16 protein-coding genes are annotated in these 17,023 nt (G+C 61.6%); 5 read left to right on the top strand and 11 right to left on the bottom strand.

The features are described from left to right. Window positions 1–13: 13 nt before the first annotated feature. The 7 genes from AB7M23_RS18505 to AB7M23_RS18475 all read right to left on the bottom strand — a co-directional run bounded on the left by AB7M23_RS18505 (window position 14) and on the right by AB7M23_RS18475 (window position 7,320). Entirely contained in the window at window positions 14–1,036 is a 1,023-nt protein-coding gene (locus AB7M23_RS18505; protein ID WP_454241627.1) for an ABC transporter permease, read from the bottom strand. Continuing rightward, window positions 1,036–2,094, bottom strand: a complete 1,059-nt coding sequence (locus AB7M23_RS18500) for a microcin C ABC transporter permease YejB (protein WP_454241626.1) — start codon at window positions 2,092–2,094, stop codon at window positions 1,036–1,038. The genes AB7M23_RS18505 and AB7M23_RS18500 overlap by 1 nt, the downstream gene beginning before the upstream one ends. Further along, window positions 2,091–3,947: an extracellular solute-binding protein gene (locus tag AB7M23_RS18495; RefSeq protein WP_454241625.1), complete on the bottom strand. Its 1,857-nt coding sequence runs from the start codon at window positions 3,945–3,947 to the stop codon at window positions 2,091–2,093. The genes AB7M23_RS18500 and AB7M23_RS18495 overlap by 4 nt, the downstream gene beginning before the upstream one ends. Window positions 3,948–4,092: 145 nt before the next feature. Then, a complete protein-coding gene (locus tag AB7M23_RS18490; protein WP_065758339.1) occupies window positions 4,093–4,374 on the bottom strand; it encodes a peptidylprolyl isomerase in 282 nt (93 codons plus the stop codon). Between the two features lie 33 nt (window positions 4,375–4,407). Further along, window positions 4,408–5,514, bottom strand: a complete 1,107-nt coding sequence (locus AB7M23_RS18485; protein ID WP_099774929.1) for a 3-deoxy-7-phosphoheptulonate synthase — start codon at window positions 5,512–5,514, stop codon at window positions 4,408–4,410. A gap of 550 nt (window positions 5,515–6,064) precedes the next feature. Then, window positions 6,065–6,730: a response regulator gene (locus AB7M23_RS18480; RefSeq protein WP_454241624.1), complete on the bottom strand. Its 666-nt coding sequence runs from the start codon at window positions 6,728–6,730 to the stop codon at window positions 6,065–6,067. A 44-nt stretch (window positions 6,731–6,774) separates the two neighbouring features. Next, window positions 6,775–7,320 (bottom strand): PQQ-dependent catabolism-associated CXXCW motif protein, encoded by a 546-nt coding sequence (locus AB7M23_RS18475; protein WP_454242199.1) that lies wholly within the window; start codon window positions 7,318–7,320, stop codon window positions 6,775–6,777. 166 nt (window positions 7,321–7,486) lie between these two features. Between AB7M23_RS18475 and AB7M23_RS18470 the strand changes: the two genes are divergently transcribed. Beyond that, entirely contained in the window at window positions 7,487–8,128 is a 642-nt protein-coding gene (locus AB7M23_RS18470; RefSeq protein WP_454241623.1) for a response regulator, read from the top strand. Here the strand turns inward: AB7M23_RS18470 and AB7M23_RS18465 are convergent. Both AB7M23_RS18465 and exaA read right to left on the bottom strand, forming a co-directional pair. Further along, window positions 8,125–8,778: a pentapeptide repeat-containing protein gene (locus AB7M23_RS18465; RefSeq protein WP_454241622.1), complete on the bottom strand. Its 654-nt coding sequence runs from the start codon at window positions 8,776–8,778 to the stop codon at window positions 8,125–8,127. The two genes, AB7M23_RS18470 and AB7M23_RS18465, sit on opposite strands and share 4 nt — an antisense overlap. A 115-nt stretch (window positions 8,779–8,893) precedes the next feature. Then, window positions 8,894–10,765: a quinoprotein ethanol dehydrogenase gene (gene exaA / locus AB7M23_RS18460; protein ID WP_065758345.1), complete on the bottom strand. Its 1,872-nt coding sequence runs from the start codon at window positions 10,763–10,765 to the stop codon at window positions 8,894–8,896. A gap of 266 nt (window positions 10,766–11,031) precedes the next feature. Between exaA and pedF the strand changes: the two genes are divergently transcribed. The 3 genes from pedF to AB7M23_RS18445 are packed head-to-tail and all read left to right on the top strand — an operon-like array spanning window position 11,032 to window position 13,164. Beyond that, on the top strand, window positions 11,032–11,469 hold the full coding sequence (pedF, locus tag AB7M23_RS18455; protein WP_454241621.1) for a cytochrome c-550 PedF: 438 nt from the start codon (window positions 11,032–11,034) through the stop codon (window positions 11,467–11,469). 3 nt (window positions 11,470–11,472) lie between these two features. After that, complete coding sequence (locus AB7M23_RS18450; RefSeq protein WP_454241620.1) at window positions 11,473–12,228, top strand: quinoprotein dehydrogenase-associated SoxYZ-like carrier; 756 nt, start codon at window positions 11,473–11,475, stop codon at window positions 12,226–12,228. A gap of 9 nt (window positions 12,229–12,237) precedes the next feature. Continuing rightward, window positions 12,238–13,164, top strand: a complete 927-nt coding sequence (locus tag AB7M23_RS18445; protein WP_454241619.1) for a quinoprotein relay system zinc metallohydrolase 1 — start codon at window positions 12,238–12,240, stop codon at window positions 13,162–13,164. 76 nt (window positions 13,165–13,240) lie between these two features. On the opposite strand, the gene AB7M23_RS18440 is transcribed toward AB7M23_RS18445, so the two are convergent. Both AB7M23_RS18440 and AB7M23_RS18435 read right to left on the bottom strand, forming a co-directional pair. Then, window positions 13,241–14,392, bottom strand: a complete 1,152-nt coding sequence (locus tag AB7M23_RS18440; RefSeq protein WP_065758349.1) for an acyl-CoA dehydrogenase family protein — start codon at window positions 14,390–14,392, stop codon at window positions 13,241–13,243. Between the two features lie 16 nt (window positions 14,393–14,408). Next, window positions 14,409–15,488, bottom strand: coding sequence for an enoyl-CoA hydratase/isomerase family protein (locus tag AB7M23_RS18435; protein WP_454241618.1), 1,080 nt, complete (start codon window positions 15,486–15,488; stop codon window positions 14,409–14,411). 338 nt (window positions 15,489–15,826) lie between these two features. On the opposite strand from AB7M23_RS18435, the gene AB7M23_RS18430 reads away from it, so the two are divergent. Continuing rightward, window positions 15,827–17,008 (top strand): porin, encoded by a 1,182-nt coding sequence (locus tag AB7M23_RS18430; protein ID WP_099774913.1) that lies wholly within the window; start codon window positions 15,827–15,829, stop codon window positions 17,006–17,008. The last annotated feature ends 15 nt before the right edge of the window (window positions 17,009–17,023 follow it).

Raw genomic sequence — 17,023 nt, 5'->3', positions numbered from 1 at the left:
AATTATGCACCGCTCAGGCCCGAGGATCGAAGGCTTCGCGCAAGGCATCGCCAATGAACACCAACAGTGACAGGATCAGCGCCAAGGCGAAGAAGGCGGTGAAGCCCAGCCACGGTGCCTGCAGGTTCTGTTTGCCCTGGTTCACCAGTTCGCCCAGCGAGGCGCTGCCGGCAGGCATGCCAAAGCCAAGGAAGTCCAGGGCGGTAAGGGTCGAAATGGCCCCGGTGAGAATGAATGGCAGGTAGGTGAGGGTGGCACTCATGGCGTTGGGCAGGATATGCCGGAGGATCACCAGCCGATCAGGCAGGCCCATGGCCCGTGCTGCCAACACGTATTCCAGGTTGCGCCCACGGAGGAATTCGGCACGTACGACATCCACCAGGGCCAGCCAGGAGAACAGGGCCATGATCCCCAGCAGCCACCAGAAGTTCGGTTCGACGAAACCAGAGAGAATGATCAGCAGGTACAGCACCGGCAAGCCCGACCAGACTTCCAGCAGGCGTTGACCGATCAGGTCGACCCAACCACCGTGATAGCCCTGCAGTGCGCCAGCGGCAACGCCAATCAGCGTACTGACGGCGGTCAGCGCCAAGGCAAAGAGGATCGATACTCGCGTGCCGTAGAGCACCCTCGCCAACACATCGCGGGCCTGGTCGTCGGTGCCTAGCCAGTTGTCTGTCGACGGCGGGCTGGGGGTAGGTTGCAGCAGGTCGTAGTTGGGGGTGTCGGCGCTGAAGGGGATCGGCGCAAAGAGCATCCAGCCACCCTGTTGCGCGATCAACTGGCGCACGTACTGGCTGCGGTAGTCGGGCTGAAAGGGCAACTGCCCGCCAAAATCCTGTTCGGTGTAGCGCTTGAAGGCTGGGAAATACAGGTCGCCTTTGTAGCCCAGCAGCAAGGGTTTGTCGTTGGCGATCAGCTCAGCCCCCAGGCACAGGGTAAAAAGGCCGATGAACAGCCACAGCGACCACCAGCCACGACGGTTGCGCCGAAAACGCTGGAAGCGCCGAAGGGCTAGCGGTGAAGGCTTGAACATCATGCGCTCCTCGTCGCGAAGTCGATGCGCGGGTCGACCAGGGTGTAGCACAGGTCGCCCAGCAAGCGGATCAGCAGGCCGAACAGGGTGAAGATGAACAGCGAGCCGAATACCACCGGGTAATCCCGTGATACGGCGGCTTCGTAGCTCATGCGGCCCAGGCCATCGAGGGAGAAAATCACCTCGATCAACAGCGAACCGGCGAAAAATACCGAGATCAGTGCCTGCGGAATGCCGGCCACCACCAGCAGTATCGCGTTACGGAACACATGGCCATACAGCACCCGCCGCTGGCTCAGCCCCTTGGCCCGGGCGGTGAGTACATAGTGGCGGGTGATTTCGTTGAGAAAGGCGTTCTTGGTCAGCAGGGTCAAGGTGGCGAAGCCGCCGATCACCAAGGCGCCGACCGGCAATACCAGGTGCCAGAAGTAGTCGGCCACTTTGCCCAGCAGGCTCAGCTCGGCAAAGTTCTCCGAGACCAGGCCGCGTACCGGGAACCAGTTCAGTGAGGTGCCGCCGGCGAACAACACGATCAACAGCAGGGCGAAGAGAAAGGCCGGCAAGGCATAGCCAATCACGATCAATGTGCTGCTCCAGGCGTCGAAGGCACTGCCATGATGCACCGCCTTGCGAATGCCCAGGGGGATGGAAACCAGGTAGGTAATCAAGGTCGCCCAGAAGCCCAAGGACAGCGTGACCGGCATTTTCTCGAGGATCAGGTCGGTGACGGTCGCGCCGCGAAAGAAGCTCTTGCCGAAGTCGAGCCGGGCGTAGTTGCTCAGCATCAGCCAGAGCCGTTCGGGCGCCGATTTGTCGAAGCCGTACTGGCGCTTGATGTCATCCAGTAGCTTGGGGTCCAGGCCACGGCTGGCCCGCGAGCCGCTGTGCAGGGTTTCGCTGCTGGAACCCGGGGCGCCAGCACCGATGCCCTGCAGACGGGCGACGGCTTGTTCCACCGGGCCGCCAGGTGCCGCCTGGATGATGACGAAGTTCACCAGCAGGATGATCAGCAGGGTCGGCACGATCAGCAGCAGGCGTCGCAGGATATAGCCGGTCATGGTTTGCTCCCGGCCACGGTGCCCTTGCCAAGCTGTTCAGCCATCTGTGCGTTGGTCAGTGGTGTGGGGCTGATTTCCCACCAGGTGTCCAGCGCCTCATCGTTGCTGGCCTGCACCTTCGGCTGGCCGAAACGGTTCCACCACACAGTAGAGGAGCCCGGTGGATAGTAGTTGGGAATCCAGTAGTGGTTCCATTGCAGCACCCGGTCCAGTGCATGCGCATGGCGCAGCATGTCCGCCTGGGTTGCGGCTTTTACCAGGCCATCGATCAAACGGTCCACGGCCGGGTCGCGCAGCACCATGTAGTTGTTTGAACCTGGGTCGTCGGCGGCTGCGGAACCGAAGTAGTTGTACAACTCAAGGCCTGGGGAGGGCGATACGGGGTAGCCGGTGACGATCATGTCGTAGTCGCGTTCCATCACGCGGTTGATGTACTGCGAGGCGTCGATACGGCGGATGTCCAGGGTAATGCCGATCTGTGCCAGGGTTCTCTTCCACGGCAGCAACAAGCGCTCAAAGCCGTTTTGGGCATTGAGGAAGGTGAAACTCAGGGGTTCGCCCTGGGCATTGACCAAGTGGTCGCCTTGAGCTCGCCAGCCCGCCGCGTTCAGCAACGCCAGGGCCTGGAGTTGCTGGGCGCGGATCAAGCCTGAACCATCGGTTTTCGGCGCCTCGAACACCTGGCTGAAGGCTTCATCGGGAATCTGCCCGCGCAACGGTTCGAGCAAGGCCAGCTCTTCTGCATCTGGCGGTTTCGTTGCCGCCAGTGCTGTATTGGCAAAGTAGCTGTTCTGGCGGATGTACAGGTTTCGCATCATCTGCCGGTTGCTCCACTCAAAGTCCCAGAGCAGGGCCAATGCCTGACGCACGCGCCGGTCCTGGAACACGGGCCGTTGCAGGTTGAAGACAAACCCTTGGGCGCTTTGTGGCGCTTCTCGGGCCAGGTGTGCGCGCTGCAGGCGACCGTCGTCCAGTGCCGGGCCGTTGTAGCCCAAGGTGTAGCCGGTGGCAGAAAACTCGCGGTTGTAGTCGTAGCCGCCGCCGCGCAGCACCTGCCGTGCTACATCGGTATCGCCGAAGTACTCGATGCGGATCTGGTCGAAGTTGTAGCGTCCGCGATTGACCGGCAGGTCTTTGCCCCACCAGTCGCGATTGCGCTCGAAGGTGACGCTGCGACCATTGTCGATGTGTGCAATGCGATAGGGGCCGCTGCCCAGTGGGGCTTCAAAGCCGCCACCGGCTGCGAAGTCGCGGGTTTTCCACCAGTGTTCAGGCAGCACGGGCAGGGTTGCCAGGTCCAGCGGCAGGGTGCGGTTCTGATTGTTCTTGAAGAGGAAGCGCACCTGGCCTGGCTGCTCCACTTCGACCGCGGCAACATCGGCAAACTGTGTGCGGTACTTCAGGTTGCCCTCACGCATCAGCAGCGCGAAGGTGTATTTCACATCTTCAGCGCGAATCGGCGTTCCATCGGCAAAGCGCGCGCGCGGGTCGAGGTAGAAACGCAACCATAAGCCATCCGGGCCACGCTCCATTCGCTCTGCGACCAAACCATAGACGGTATAGGGCTCATCTTCGCTGCGCACCGCCAAGGGTGCGTACAACCAGCCGTCTACCTGGCTGACGCCGATGCCCTTGTCGATGTAGGGCAACACATGGTCGAACTGGCCGATTTCCAGCGCCGAGCGGCGCATCGTCCCGCCTTTCGGAGCAGCGGGATTGGTGTAGGCGAAATGCTGGAAGCCGGCGGCGTAGCGGGGGGCTTCACCGTAGACGGTCAGTGCGTGTGAAGGCGCTGCCAATGCGGTGATTGGCACCAAAAGCAGGGCGAGGACGTAGCAGAATGCTGACCGCATGGAAGGTTGGCCTGATCGTTTGGCGGTGTGTGTCTGTTCGTTCTGACAGTGTACGCAACGACGGCGGGGCAACGCACTGCGATCCTTCCAGGCCCAGTGCCAGGCGCACGACCCACAGGGGCCGTGCGCTGGATGCCGATGACGTTTAGTCCTGGCGGCTGGTGACTTCCAGCAGGTGGTAACCGAACTGGGTCTTCACCGGGCCTTGTACGGTATTGACCGGTGCGCTGAAGACCACGGTGTCGAACTCCTTGACCATCTGGCCAGGGCCGAAGCTGCCCAGGTCGCCGCCTTGGCGGCTGGACGGGCAGGTGGAGTGCTTCTTCGCGATTTCAGCGAAGTCGGCACCGGCTTCGATTTCGGCTTTCAGTTCGTTGCACTTGGCTTCGCTGGCAACCAGGATGTGACGGGCAGTGGCTTTGGCCATGATACAGGGCTCCTTGGCGTTAAAATGGCGAGCCTACAGGATTGCGCCGGGTTTTTCCCGCGCATTCTCGCGCAGTGCGTCGGCGGCATTGGTGAGCAACGTCTCTGTGCTGTTCCAGCCCAGGCAGCCGTCGGTGATCGATACCCCATAGCGCAGTGGTTGCTTGCCCAGTGCCTGGCAGCCGTCGAACAAATGGCTCTCCAGCATGACCGCAACCAGCGCGCGGTCACCCTGCAGGCGCTGCTCCAGCACCTCGTTGAACACCTGTGGTTGGCGGGCCGGGTCCTTGCCGCTGTTGGCATGGCTGCAGTCGACCATGATACGCGGCGCCAGGCCGACGCTTTCCAGCCCTTTGCGGGCCTGCTCAATGCTCTGGCGATCGTAGTTGGGGCCCTTGTGACCACCGCGCAATACCAGGTGGGTATCCGGATTGCCCAGGGTCTCGATGATGGCCGGGTGCCCTTGGGCATCGATGCCGAAATGACGATGGCCATGAGCGGCGCTGCGAATGGCATCGCAGGCAATCCCGATACTGCCGTCGGTGCCATTCTTGAAGCCCACCGGCAGGGCCAGGCCACTGACCATCTCGCGGTGTACCTGTGACTCGGTCGTGCGGGCACCGATGGCGGCCCAGCTCAGCAGGTCGTCGAAGTAGCCTGCGGCCATGGGTTGCAACAACTCGGTGGCAATCGGCAAGCCCAGCGCAAGCATGTCCAGCATCAGGCGCCGTGACAGGTTCAAGCCGCCGTGCATGTCATCGCTGCCATCCAGCTGCGGATCATAGACCAGGCCTTTCCATCCGACCGTAGTGCGTGGCTTTTCGATGTAGGCGCGCATCACCAGCAGCATCTGGTCATCGACGCGTTCGGCCAGATGGGCCAGGCGCTCGGCGTATTCCAGTGCAGATTGCGGGTCGTGGATGGAGCAGGGGCCGACGACGACCAACAGGCGTGGATCGCGGCCTTCGAGGATGGCTTTGACGGCTTGGCGGTGCTGCTCGACCTGTGCGCTGAGCGCATTGGATAGCGGCAGGTGCTGCTTGAGCATGTGGCTGCTGGGCAGGCGCTGGCTAACAGCGGTATTGGCGGCAACCTGAGGTTGCGGGTGAGTCAGGGGCAGAGCGAGGCTGGACGATTGCATGTTCGGGAATCCTTGGCGAAGAGCGGGTTCTGGCCCGCGCAGCCGGCCCTATCGAGGTGTTCGACAGTGGGCCGGATTAAGATCATCTGTGTCGTTGCCACCTGTGTTTGACCGATCGGCGGCGGCTGGCAGGCCCGAACGGAACTGGCTAAATCGCCACGCGATGCAACCTGGGTAACGGTAATAAGTGCTGTAGTTCATGTGCTGTTCCTCAATGTGTGTGGTGTACGACGCCCAAAAAACAAAACCCCCGGTCGGGGAGCCGACCGGGGGTTGAGTATTCTCTGTGCCTGGCGTCCCCTTGGAAGTGGGCGCCGGTGTAGGTATCAGCGGCGCCGTTGGCTAAACCAATACCCAAAATAAAAGCTGGCTGGAGCGCAGGTACCGCACTCGGCAATAGCCAGCAGCGGCTGCGCGAGGCGACCGGTGTGACGTGCTTGAGTGAGGGTGGTAAGTGACATGTCTGGCTCCAGTTGATGTTCCCGAGCTTACTGTAGGGCGGCCCGCTGATTCAATAGTCTTTTTGCATGAGTGCGATAAACCTGCCCGCTCAGCGTCGCAAGTAGGCGGTAAAGTCGATGTCGCCGGCACTGAGAATCGCCTGCACCCGGTTATGCACGTTGAGCTTGCGCAGAATGGCCGAGACATGGGCCTTGACCGTGGTTTCGGCGATATCGAGGTTGTAGGCGATCTGCTTGTTCGACTCACCCTTGGTCATTCGTTCAAGCACCAGCAGTTGCTTGCGGGTCAGCGCCTGGAGCAGTTCCGGGGCAAACCCCTGAGGCTCGCTCTGGCTACGCCGGCTGGTGTTTTTCTGGGTGCGGATGATGTCAGGCGGCAGGTAGACATTGCCGTTCAGGATCTGCTCGATGGCTTCGGTCATTTGCGACCGTGGTGAGGATTTGGTGATGAAGCCCACCGCGCCATAGGTGATGGCCTGCAGGACCACTTGCTTGTCCTGTTCAGCCGAGACAATGACCACCGGTACTGTGGGGGCCTCGTTACGCAGGTTGATCAGCCCGCCGAGACCGTGCATGCCCGGCATGTTCAGATCAAGCAGGATCAAGTCGAGGTCATCGGCGCTCTGAGTGAGGGCCAGGGCACTATCCAGGTCGGCGGTTTCCAGCACTTCACTGCCTGGGAAGCCGTCACTGATCACATTGTGGATGGCCTCGCGAAACAGCGGGTGGTCGTCGGCGATCAGAATCTTGTACATGGCTTTGCACCTTATTGTTGTGGTCATGCTCGCAGGCAGGAAACTCAGGGGAAGACTTCGGGTGTTGCAGCGCTCAGTGGCAGCCCGGCGGCCTCCCACGCGTCGATGCCGTCACGGTACCAGTACAACCGGGTGTAGCCCAGCCTGGCAGCACGTTTGACCGCGTTCCAGCTTAACCAGCAATCAGAGCGGCAATAGAACACCAGTGGGCGTTGCCGGTCGCCAGCGCTCAGGCGGTGCAGGTGTTTCTGGAAGTAGGCCGCCCAGTCGGCGCTCAACTCGCCATCTCCGGTGTTGGCCAGCCAATGGCTACCGGGCAGGTTGGCATGCGCTTCGCTATCGATGAACTGGCCATGCAACCAGGTGCGGCGGTAGACATCGATCAGCACAGGCCCCGGTGTTTCCCGCAGCAGGCTTTGCAACTGTTTGGTGTCGAGGGTTTGCGCCGGTTCAGCGTGGGCAGGGGTGGGGCTTCGATACAGTGCAATGCGGTAGCCATCGCTGGAAAACAGCGGCGTTTCGGCAAGCACCGGCAGTGCCACGACGGCAGATAGCGTCAGGCAGAGGAGGGCGGACATGGCACGCAACATGGTCGGCAGTCTCATTTTTGTTATGCCTTCATTACAGGCCAGTCGTGACGCTTTGTGAATGCGACCATCGACAGCTAAAGCAGTACCAAAGTATTAGATTGTGCGCGTTGTGGCAGCTCTAGCATGAAGGTCTGCGACGACCAACCCACTCACTGCCGGAGGCTGTATGGAGATCTTGCTGGTCGACGACCACCCGATGGTCCGCCTTGGCCTGGCACACACCTTGCGCCAGGCGTTGCCCGAGCTGCTGATTGCCGAGGCGGCCAGTGGTGAGGAGGCCCTGCAGCGGGTGCAGGAGCAACTGCCAGGGTTATTGATCATGGATTTCGACCTGCCCGGTATCAGCGGCCTGGAAACCACCCGGCGCCTGCGTCAGCGCGTACCGCAGTTGCGAATCCTGTTTTTCAGCGAACACACCGAATTGAGCCTGGTGCGACAAGCGCTTGATGCCGGCGCCTGCGGCTACTTGTCCAAAGCCGTGAAACCTCAGGTACTGGTGGAAGCGGTTCGTCGGGTGCTGTCCGGGCATGCCTACATCGAACAGTCCTTGGCGACCCAACTGGCCTGCCAGTCCCACCCTATGCAGGCAGGCGACGCACGCCTTCGCGGCCTCACGCAGCGTGAGACGGAGATCTTCCTGATGCTGGCTAAAGGTACGCCGAGCCGGCTCATTGCCGAGCAGTTGTGTATCAGCGCCAAGACCGTTTCCAACTACCTGACCTTGCTCAAGAGCAAACTGCAGGTCAGCTCGCAGGCCGAGCTGGTGCACCTGGCGATTGACGCCGGCCTGCTGCGGATTGCCGCTTAGTCCCACGAAACCGGGCAGCCTTGGCAGGCCTCCATATTGCTGTCCTGAAAATTCGCATAGTGCTGGCGACTGCCGCGCAGGTCGGCCTGTTCCAGGTTGCTCTCACCCAGTTTGGCTTCTTGCAGGTTGGCATCGACCAGGCTGGCGCCCCTGAGGTCGGCTTTGCTCAGCCAGGTCATTTCCAGGTCCGCAGCTTGCAGGTTGGCCTTGTGCAGCTTGGCACCGGAGAGTCGACCAAACTCCAGGTAGGCTGCGCTGAGGTTGGCATCGTTGAAATTGGCACCCTGAGCAAAGACCCCCCAGGCTTGCGCCGCTATCAGGTTGGCGCCGCTCAGGTCAGCCAGGCGCAGGTTGCTTTGTTGCAGGCTGGCGCGGGTCAGGTTGGCGCCTTGCAGGTTGGCTTTTTCCAGGTTGGCCAGGTCGAGGCGGGCGTGCCGCAGGTTGGCCCCGCGCAGATCCGCGCCCGCCAGGTTCATCTTGCGCAGGTCCTGGTTGCTCAGGTCGGCATTGCGCAGGTCTGCATCGGGGCACTGGCTTTCGGGCTGGATGACGCAGCCGTTGATCGTCAACGGCGTGTCGTCGCCGGTGTCGCTACTGGCGGCGAAGACGGGGCTCATGGCCACGGCGAGCAGCAGTGGAAGGTACTTCATGGGAGTCTCCTGGGGCAGTGAGAGGGCTATCGCTGGCAAGCCGGCAGCTACAACGCGTTGCGGTAGCTGCCGACATTGCTGGCGATGGGCGCCAGAGGCGCCCCTGAGGTTCACATCAGCGCTGAGCGGTCTTGGTGTCCCAGGCCGGGATCTTGAACACCCAGAACGAACCACCCTGTGCCACCGGCTTGGTCAGCTCGGCCATGTCGCCACCCCACAGTGGTACCGCGCCGCCATAGCCGACGGTTACGCCAATGTACTGCTCGCCGTCTTGCTCCCAGGTAATGGGCGGCGAAACGATGCCGCTACCGGTCTGGAATTTCCACAGCTCTTCACCGGTCTTGGCGTTGAAGGCCTTGAAGAAGCCGTCACCGGTACCGGTAAACACCAGGTTGCCCTTGGTGGCCAGTACACCGGCCCAGAGCGGCAGGCGCTCTTTGTGTTCCCAGACCATCTTGCCGGTGGTCGGGTCCATGGCTCGCAGCGAGCCGACGTGGTCTTCGTACATGCGCTTGATACGGAAGCCCATGCCAAGGTACGCCGAGCCTTTCTTGTAGTTGACCTCTTCGGTCCAGTATTCCTCTTTCCACTGGTTGGACGGCACGTAGAACAAACCGGTGTCCTGGCTGTAGGCCATTGGGTTCCAGTTCTTGCCACCCAGGAACGGCGGCGAGACTTCGACCGGCTTGCCCTTCGTCTGGCCTGGCTCAGGCTTGGCTGGACGCTGCCCCGGGTTTTCGACCGGGCGACCGGTCTTGAGGTCGATATGGCTGGCCCAGGTGATGTTGTCGGCGAACGGGAAGGCGTTCTTCAGCTTGCCGTTGGTGCGGTCAACCACGTAGAAGAAACCGTTACGGTCGGCGTGGGCGGTGGCCTTGTACTGCTTGCCATCCTTGTCCTTGTAGTCAAACAGCACCAGTTCGTTGTTGCCGGAGAAGTCCCAGGCGTCGTTCGGGGTGTGCTGGTAGAACCATTTCACTTCGCCGGTGGTGGCGTCGACGCCTACCTGGCCGGAGGTGTAGAGGCTGTCGTAGTCGTGTGGGTTGCCGTCTTTGGCGGTACGTGCCCAGGTGTTCCACGGGCCAGGGTTGCCGGCACCGACGATGACGGTGTTGGTTTCGGGATCGAAACTGGCGCTCTGCCAAGGGGCGCCGCCGCCATGGCTCCAGGCTTCGACCTTGCCGGTTTCGGTGGTGGGGTCGTTCGGCCAGGACGGCGCCTTGACGTCACCGGTCGGGGTGCTGTCCTTGCCGTTCAGGCGGCCCATGTGGCCTTCAACGAACGGACGCATCCAGACTTCTTCACCGGTGTCCGGGTCGCGGGCGAACAGTTGGCCGACCACGCCAAATTCATCGCCAGAGCTGCCGTGAATCATCAGGACCTTGCCGCTTTTCTGGTCTTTGACGAAGGTCGGCGCACCGGTCATGGTGTAACCGGCGCTGTGGTCGCCGAACTTCTTGTTCCAGACGACCTTGCCGGTGTCCTTGTTCAGTGCGATGACCCGGGCGTCGAGGGTGCCGAAGTAGATCTTGTCGCCGTAGATGGCGGCGCCACGGTTGACCACGTCGCAGCACGGACGGATGTTGTCGGGCAGGCGGTGGTTGTAGGTCCACAGACGCTTGCCGGTCTTGGCGTCGAGGGCGAATACCCGCGAGTATGAGCCGGTCACATAGATCACACCGTCGTTGACGATGGCCTGGGATTCCTGGCCCCGCTGCTTCTCATCGCCAAACGAATAGGACCAGGCGGGGGTCAGCTTGAACACGTTCTTGTCGTTGACCTGAGCCAGCGGGCTCCAGCGCTGAGCGTTGGTGCCCATGCCGTACTGCAAGACGTTTTCGGTGGTCGTGTGGTCGTTGGCGATGTCTTCCCAGCTCACGGGCTTGGCATGGGCGGCCGGGGCCAGGGCAAGGCTGCCGACCAGCAGGACGGTCTGCACGGCGATGGACAGTGGCGAAAGCGCGGCGGGTAACGATCTTATTGTCATGGTGAGTGTTCCCAATGGAGGTTTTGGCCTGCATAGACTGGAACGCTGCTGCGCTGCGTGATACGGAAAAACTCCCGCCTGCCCCGGGAAAACTTCCCACCCCGGATATGATTTGGCACTGCCCCACAAGCCCTACTACCAAGGGAGTAAGGCGCGACCACCAAAGCAGCATGGGGGCACCTCTGCGGCCTTCCTAAGATGCCCGGCAGAACCTTTCAGTCGAGAGGTTTTCGCGTGCATCGTGCAGAGAAGTCGAGGGCAGAACAATGAAAACAGTAAAGAAAGCCTGGTTGAGCCTGATCGTGACGGGCAGCCTGTTGAGTGCGGGCGCAGTCTTCGCCCATGGCAACGTCGTTCCCCAGGCGGTCAAGACCGACGGTCTGGAGCAACTGGGCAGCGAATGGCGCACGGAAAACCCTTATCGCAACACCGAACAACAGGAAAAGGCGGTTTCGATCGGTGCGTCTGCCTATAACCAGAACTGCGCCGCCTGCCACGGTCTGGAGGCCAAATCCGGCGGTATTGCACCGGACCTGCGCCTGCTCGATGCCGGCGTGAACGGCGATGAATGGTTTGTTGAGCGCGTACGCAACGGCGCGGTGCGCGACGGTCGTGTGTACATGCCGAAAATGGCAGATTACCTGAGCCAGGAAGCGCTTTGGGCGGTACGCAGCTACCTGGACAGCGTGCACGTCGAGGAGTGAGCCATGAGCCGCGGGCCGTTGCTGCTGGCGCTGCTGATGCTCGGTATGCCTGTGCAGGCCATTGAGCCAGGGCCGGACCCGGTACCGTCGGTGATGTGGGAGTTCTACCGTAAACAGTGGATCAAGGACGACCCCTATCTTTTTGATGCGCGGGTGCGCGTGATTGCCCCGCCATTTGCCGAGGACGCCCGCCAGGTGCCGCTGCAAATCGATGCGCGTGACGTGCCGGGTAAGGTTACGCGCATCATTGCCTGGGCAGAGCTCAACCCCTTGCCGACAATCGTCGACTTTAAACCGGGGCCTCATGTGTTGCCTTGGCTGGCGATCCGTATCCGTATTGAGCAGGCCACGGCCTTGCGCGCAGCCGTGCAGACCGAAGACGGCATCTGGCATGTCGGCTCGACCCTGATCGATGCGGCGGGTGGCGGCTGTACGGCGCCCAGCGTGGTGCGTAGCCAACCTGACTGGGAGCAGCGCCTGGGCCAGGTACTGGGTGGCCGCTACCCGCGAGAGGGGTTCAGTCGCCTGCGCGTGCACGTTGCGCACCCCATGGACAATGGCCTGGTGGCGGGCACACCGGAGTTTTTCATCGAGCAGGCTGAACTGTTCGACGTCGCCGGCCACTCGTTGGCGACCCTGGTGTTGTACCCGGCGGTGAGTGAGAACCCCAGCCTTTCTTTCGATCTGCGCGATACCGGCCCGGTACGGCTACGCTTGCGCGACAACAACGGCAATCAATTCGATGCTGCCCTGGAGTGAGACCCACCCATGCGCTTGATAGTGCTATTGCTGGCTGCGTTCAGCCTGCCGAGCCTTGCCGATCTGGACTACCGGCTGATGCCGCGCCAGATCGCCACCGACACCTGGATGCTGGAGGGCAGCACCGAAAACTTCTCTCGCAGCAATGGTGCAAACATCGTCAACAGCGCGTTTATTGTCACAGAAGCCGGCGTTGTGGTGATCGACACGGGGCCGTCGCTGCGTTACGGCCAGGCCTTGCGCCAGGCCATCGCCCGTGTGACCGACAAGCCGGTCGTGCAGGTGCTGTTGACCCACCATCACCCCGACCATGCGCTGGGTAACCAGGCGTTTGCCGATGTGCCTGTCGGGGCCCTGGCCGGGACGGGTGTGCGGCTCAAGGAGCAGGGCGATGCCTTGGCCGAAAACATGTACCGGCTGGTGGGTGACTGGATGCGCGGCACTCAGGTGCGCTTGCCAGACCAGGTGCTTGAGCCCGGCCAGCAGGTGTTTGGCAGCCACCCCTTGCGTCTGTTGGCGCTCAGCGGCCACAGCGGTGCGGACCTAGCAGTATTCGATGAAAAGACCGGGGTGCTGTTCGCCGGTGATCTGTTGTTCTATCAACGCGCCCTGACCACACCGCACAGCCCGGGGCTGGACGTCTGGCTGCAGGACTTGCAGCAGTTGAAAGGCTTGCCCTGGACGGTGCTGGTACCTGGCCATGGTCCGCTGGCCAATGACTCGGCGCCCTTTGAGCAAATGGTGGATTACCTGGGATGGCTCGATGGGCTGCTGCACGACAGCGCCCTGCAAGGGCTTGAGATGAACGAGGTATTGGCAACGCCGATCCCTGAGCGCTTTGCCGGGATCAGCCTGACCCAGTATGAGCTGACCCGAACCGTCAGCCATCTGTATCCGCAGTATGAACGTGACGTGTTGCGTCGGGTGGATCGCTGAGGTTTGGCCGCTATTACGCTGCGCTTGTAGCGCTGGCAAGCCAGCCTCTCACAGCAGAGGCTGGCTTTTGTAGCGGTCAGAGCGGGTAGTGCTTCAATTCCCGCGCAATCAGCATCCGCTGGATTTCGCTGGAGCCTTCATAGATCTGGGTAATCCGCGCATCGCGGTAGTAACGCTCAACCGGGTAGTCTTCCAGGTAGCCATAGCCGCCATGCACCTGAATCGCCTTGGAACATACTCGCTCGGCCATTTCCGAGGCGAACAGCTTGGCCTGGGAGGCTTCCGACAGGCACGGCAAGCCAGCGCTGCGCAGGCGCGCGGCGTGCAGGATAAGCAAGCGTGCGGCGTTGATCTGCAACTGCATGTCGGCCAGCAGGTTGGCGATGCTCTGGTGTTCGTTGATCGGCTTGCCGAACTGGATACGGTCGCGGGAGTAAGTCAGGGCCGCTTCAAACGCAGCGCGGGCGATGCCCAATGCCTGGGCAGCAATGCCGATACGCCCGCCTTCAAGGTTGGACAGTGCGATGGCCAGGCCTTTGCCGCGCTCGCCCAGCAGGTTGGCTGCAGGAATACGGCAGTTGTTCAATGTCACGGCGCAGGTGTCGGAGGCACGGATACCCATCTTGTGCTCGCTGCGATCGACGACAAAGCCTTCGTTGTCGGTAGGCACCAGGAAGGCTGAGAGGCCTTTCTTGCCCAACTCTGGATCGGTCACGGCAAAGACAATCGCCAGGCCAGCGCGGCGGGCATTGCTGACGAACTGCTTGGCACCGTTGATGACCCAGTGATCGCCTTGCAGCTCGGCACGGGTGCGCAGGTTGTGGGCTTCCGAGCCGGCTTGTGGTTCGGTGAGGCAGAAGCAGCCGATGACCTTGCCCGTGGCCAGTGGCTCAAGCCAGGTCTGTTGTTGCTCGGCGCTGCCATAGGCCAGCAGCGGGCCGCAGCCTACCGAGTTGTGAATACTCATCAACGCGCCTGTGGCGCCGTCACCCACGGAAATCTCTTCAACCGCCAGGGCGTAGGCGACGTAGTCGGTGTAGCTGCCGCCCCATTGTTCCGGCACGACCATGCCGAGCAGGCCGAGTTCGCCCATCTTCGCGACCACACCATCGTCGATCCAGCCGGCTTTTTCCCATGCTTGGGCGTGGGGGGCAATTTCGCCTCGGGCGAAGTCGCGCGCCATGTCGCGGATCATGATCTGTTCTTCAGTCAGTTCCAGGTCTTGCATGTGCGTACTCCAGCCCTCAGAGGCCTTCGAAGAATTGGTCGACGCGCTTGGATTCCAGCGCCGCTAGGGTCGGCGGGTTCCAGCGCGGTTGTTTGTCCTTGTCGATGATCAGCGCACGTACGCCTTCGATCAGGTCGCCGTGCTCGAACCATTGCCGGTCCAGGTGCAGTTCCATTTTGAAGCAGTCTTCAAGGCTTAGCGTGCGACCCCGACGAAGCATCTGCAAGGTGACCGCCATGGCCAGCGGTGAGCGACTCTCGAGGATCTCTGCGGTTTTCAAGGCCCACTCGCGGCTATCGGCGACGCTCACGCTGCGCAGTTGCTCGATGATGCTCGGCAGGTCGGGCTGGGCGAAGAAGTGGTCGATGGCAGGGCGCAGGCCTGCCAGTGGCGGATTGTCCAGCGCCTGGGTGCCGAGCTTGGCCAGTACGCCTTGCAGGTCCTTGAGTGGGTTGGCACTCCAGTTCAGCTTGTCCAGGCGCTCGTCCAGCACGGCCAACTGGCTGCTCTCGACGTACCAGTCAGCCAGCCCGCAATAGAGTGCATCGGCGGCCTGCACCTGCACGCCGCTGACACCCAGGTAGATGCCCAGCTCGCCGGGGATGCGCGAGAGGAAGTAGCTGCCGCCGACATCCGGGAAGTAGCCGATGGCGGTTTCCGGCATGGCCAGGCGGCTGCGTTCGGTGACGATACGCAACTCGGCGCCTTGCGCCAGGCCCATGCCGCCGCCCAGTGTGAAACCGTCCATCAAGGCGAGGATCGGTTTGCGGTAATGATGGATCGCCAGGTCAAGGGCATATTCCTCGACGAAGAAGTCCTTGTGCAGGCTGTCACCGGCTTTGTAGCTGTCATAGAGCGAGCGGATGTCACCACCGGCGCAGAAGCCCTTCGGGCCTTCGCCACGCAGGACGACAGCACGTACCTGAGGATCGCTGCTCCAGGCCTTGAGGTGCTGGTGCAGGCTGCGCACCATTTCCAGTGTGATGGCATTGAGGCCGGCGGGGCGGTTGAGCGTCAGGTAACCGATATGGTTGCGGACCTCCGCCAGTACTTGGGTCGTGTCGACAGAGACCGGAGGGTGGGCTTGCGCGGTCATCGCTATCTCCCTGCTTTGTTATTGATTTTCCACATGAATTGTCACGCTGTGGATGAGCCTTCAAGGATTGCCGGATCGTAGCAGTGCAAATTTGCCGAATACAATCCGCAAAACTGCAGTCCTAATCTGCATTTTTGCATGGCGAACCACGCCTTATGCCTACAGTACTGGCACTTTAGCGTTGTGGCACCGCCGTACGCGGTACTAGTGCCCTTGGCCCACCGCCTGTCACGCCGGGCCAAAGCAGCAGCACTTTGCCTCCAATGCAGTGTAGGGCAGCCAGCGCAGGCTTCCGATAATCGCCTCCGACACCTGTCCCCCTGCTTGCGGAGAGCGCCATGCACAACAATAACAACGCCAATGCCCGTTTCCTGCCCTTGCTCGCCAGCGTCGCAGCCCTGGGCCTTAGCCCCTTGGCCGAGGCCGAAATCATGCTGTACGACAAAGACCAGACCACCTTCGCTACCGACGGCTACATCAACGCCTTCTACGTCAACAGTGATGTCGACCGTGCGGGTGAGCAGTACGATCGGCGCCAGTCACGGGTGAAAATGGGCTTTCTGCCCAACTACCTGGGTTTCAACATGACCCGTCAGGTCGATGACCTGAAGCTGGGCGGGCGTGCTTCGTTCTGGGTGACCATCAACGACAGTGAGACCAACGGCACTGACACGGCCATCGACGTCCGGCAGTTCTACGGCACCGTGGCCAACCCCGAGTGGGGCGAAGTGCTGATCGGCAAGGACTTCGGTCTGTTTGCCCGCTCCAACATCCTGCTCGACGAGTTGCTTGCCGGTTATGGCCAGGTCAGCGACACCCTGGGGCTGGTGGACGGTGGCGGGGTATCGTTCGGCAACATCGGCAGCGGCTATCCATACCCGTTCCCGACCTCACAGATTACCTACCGCACGCCGCTGATGGACGGGCTGCGTGTGGCGGTGGGGATCATGGATCCGGTTGATACCAACGATGACAGCGATGTGGGCAAGGCCTATCAGGAAGCCCCGCGTACCGAGAGCGAGATTACCTATCAGTTCGACCTCGGTGGCGCGCAGATCTACAGTTGGCTCAACGGCTCCTACCAGACTTCGGAGAACACCGACAGTACGGTCGATACGGTGACCTCCAAAGGGCTCGGCTACGGTGTGCAGGCCAAAATGGGCAGCTTTTCGCTGACCGGCTCCGGCTTTACCGCCAAAGGGATCAACCCGTTTTTTACCAACAATGCCGGGGAAGCGACGTTGCGTGAGGTGGACAGCAAGGGCTACCTGATGCAGGGCTCGTACCGGTTCGGCAAGAACCGCGTGGCATTGTCCTATGGCAAGACCAACGACGATGGCAACGGTGCGGTCAATACCGGGGCGGATTACGAGACCCGAGGTGTCGCCTTGTTTCATGACATCAACGACAACCTCAAGCTGGTGGCCGAGTACAACCAGTTCGAGATCACCGGGCATGAGGGCGATGCCCAGAACGAAGACACCGATACCTTCGCGGTGGGGGCCGTGCTGACCTGGTGAGCTCCCATGCCTCTG

It is taken from the genome of Pseudomonas sp. HLS-6 TE3448, from assembly GCF_053629555.1.
The sequence above is the reverse complement of the archived record's forward strand: the minus strand, read 5'-3'. Positions and strand labels throughout refer to the sequence as shown.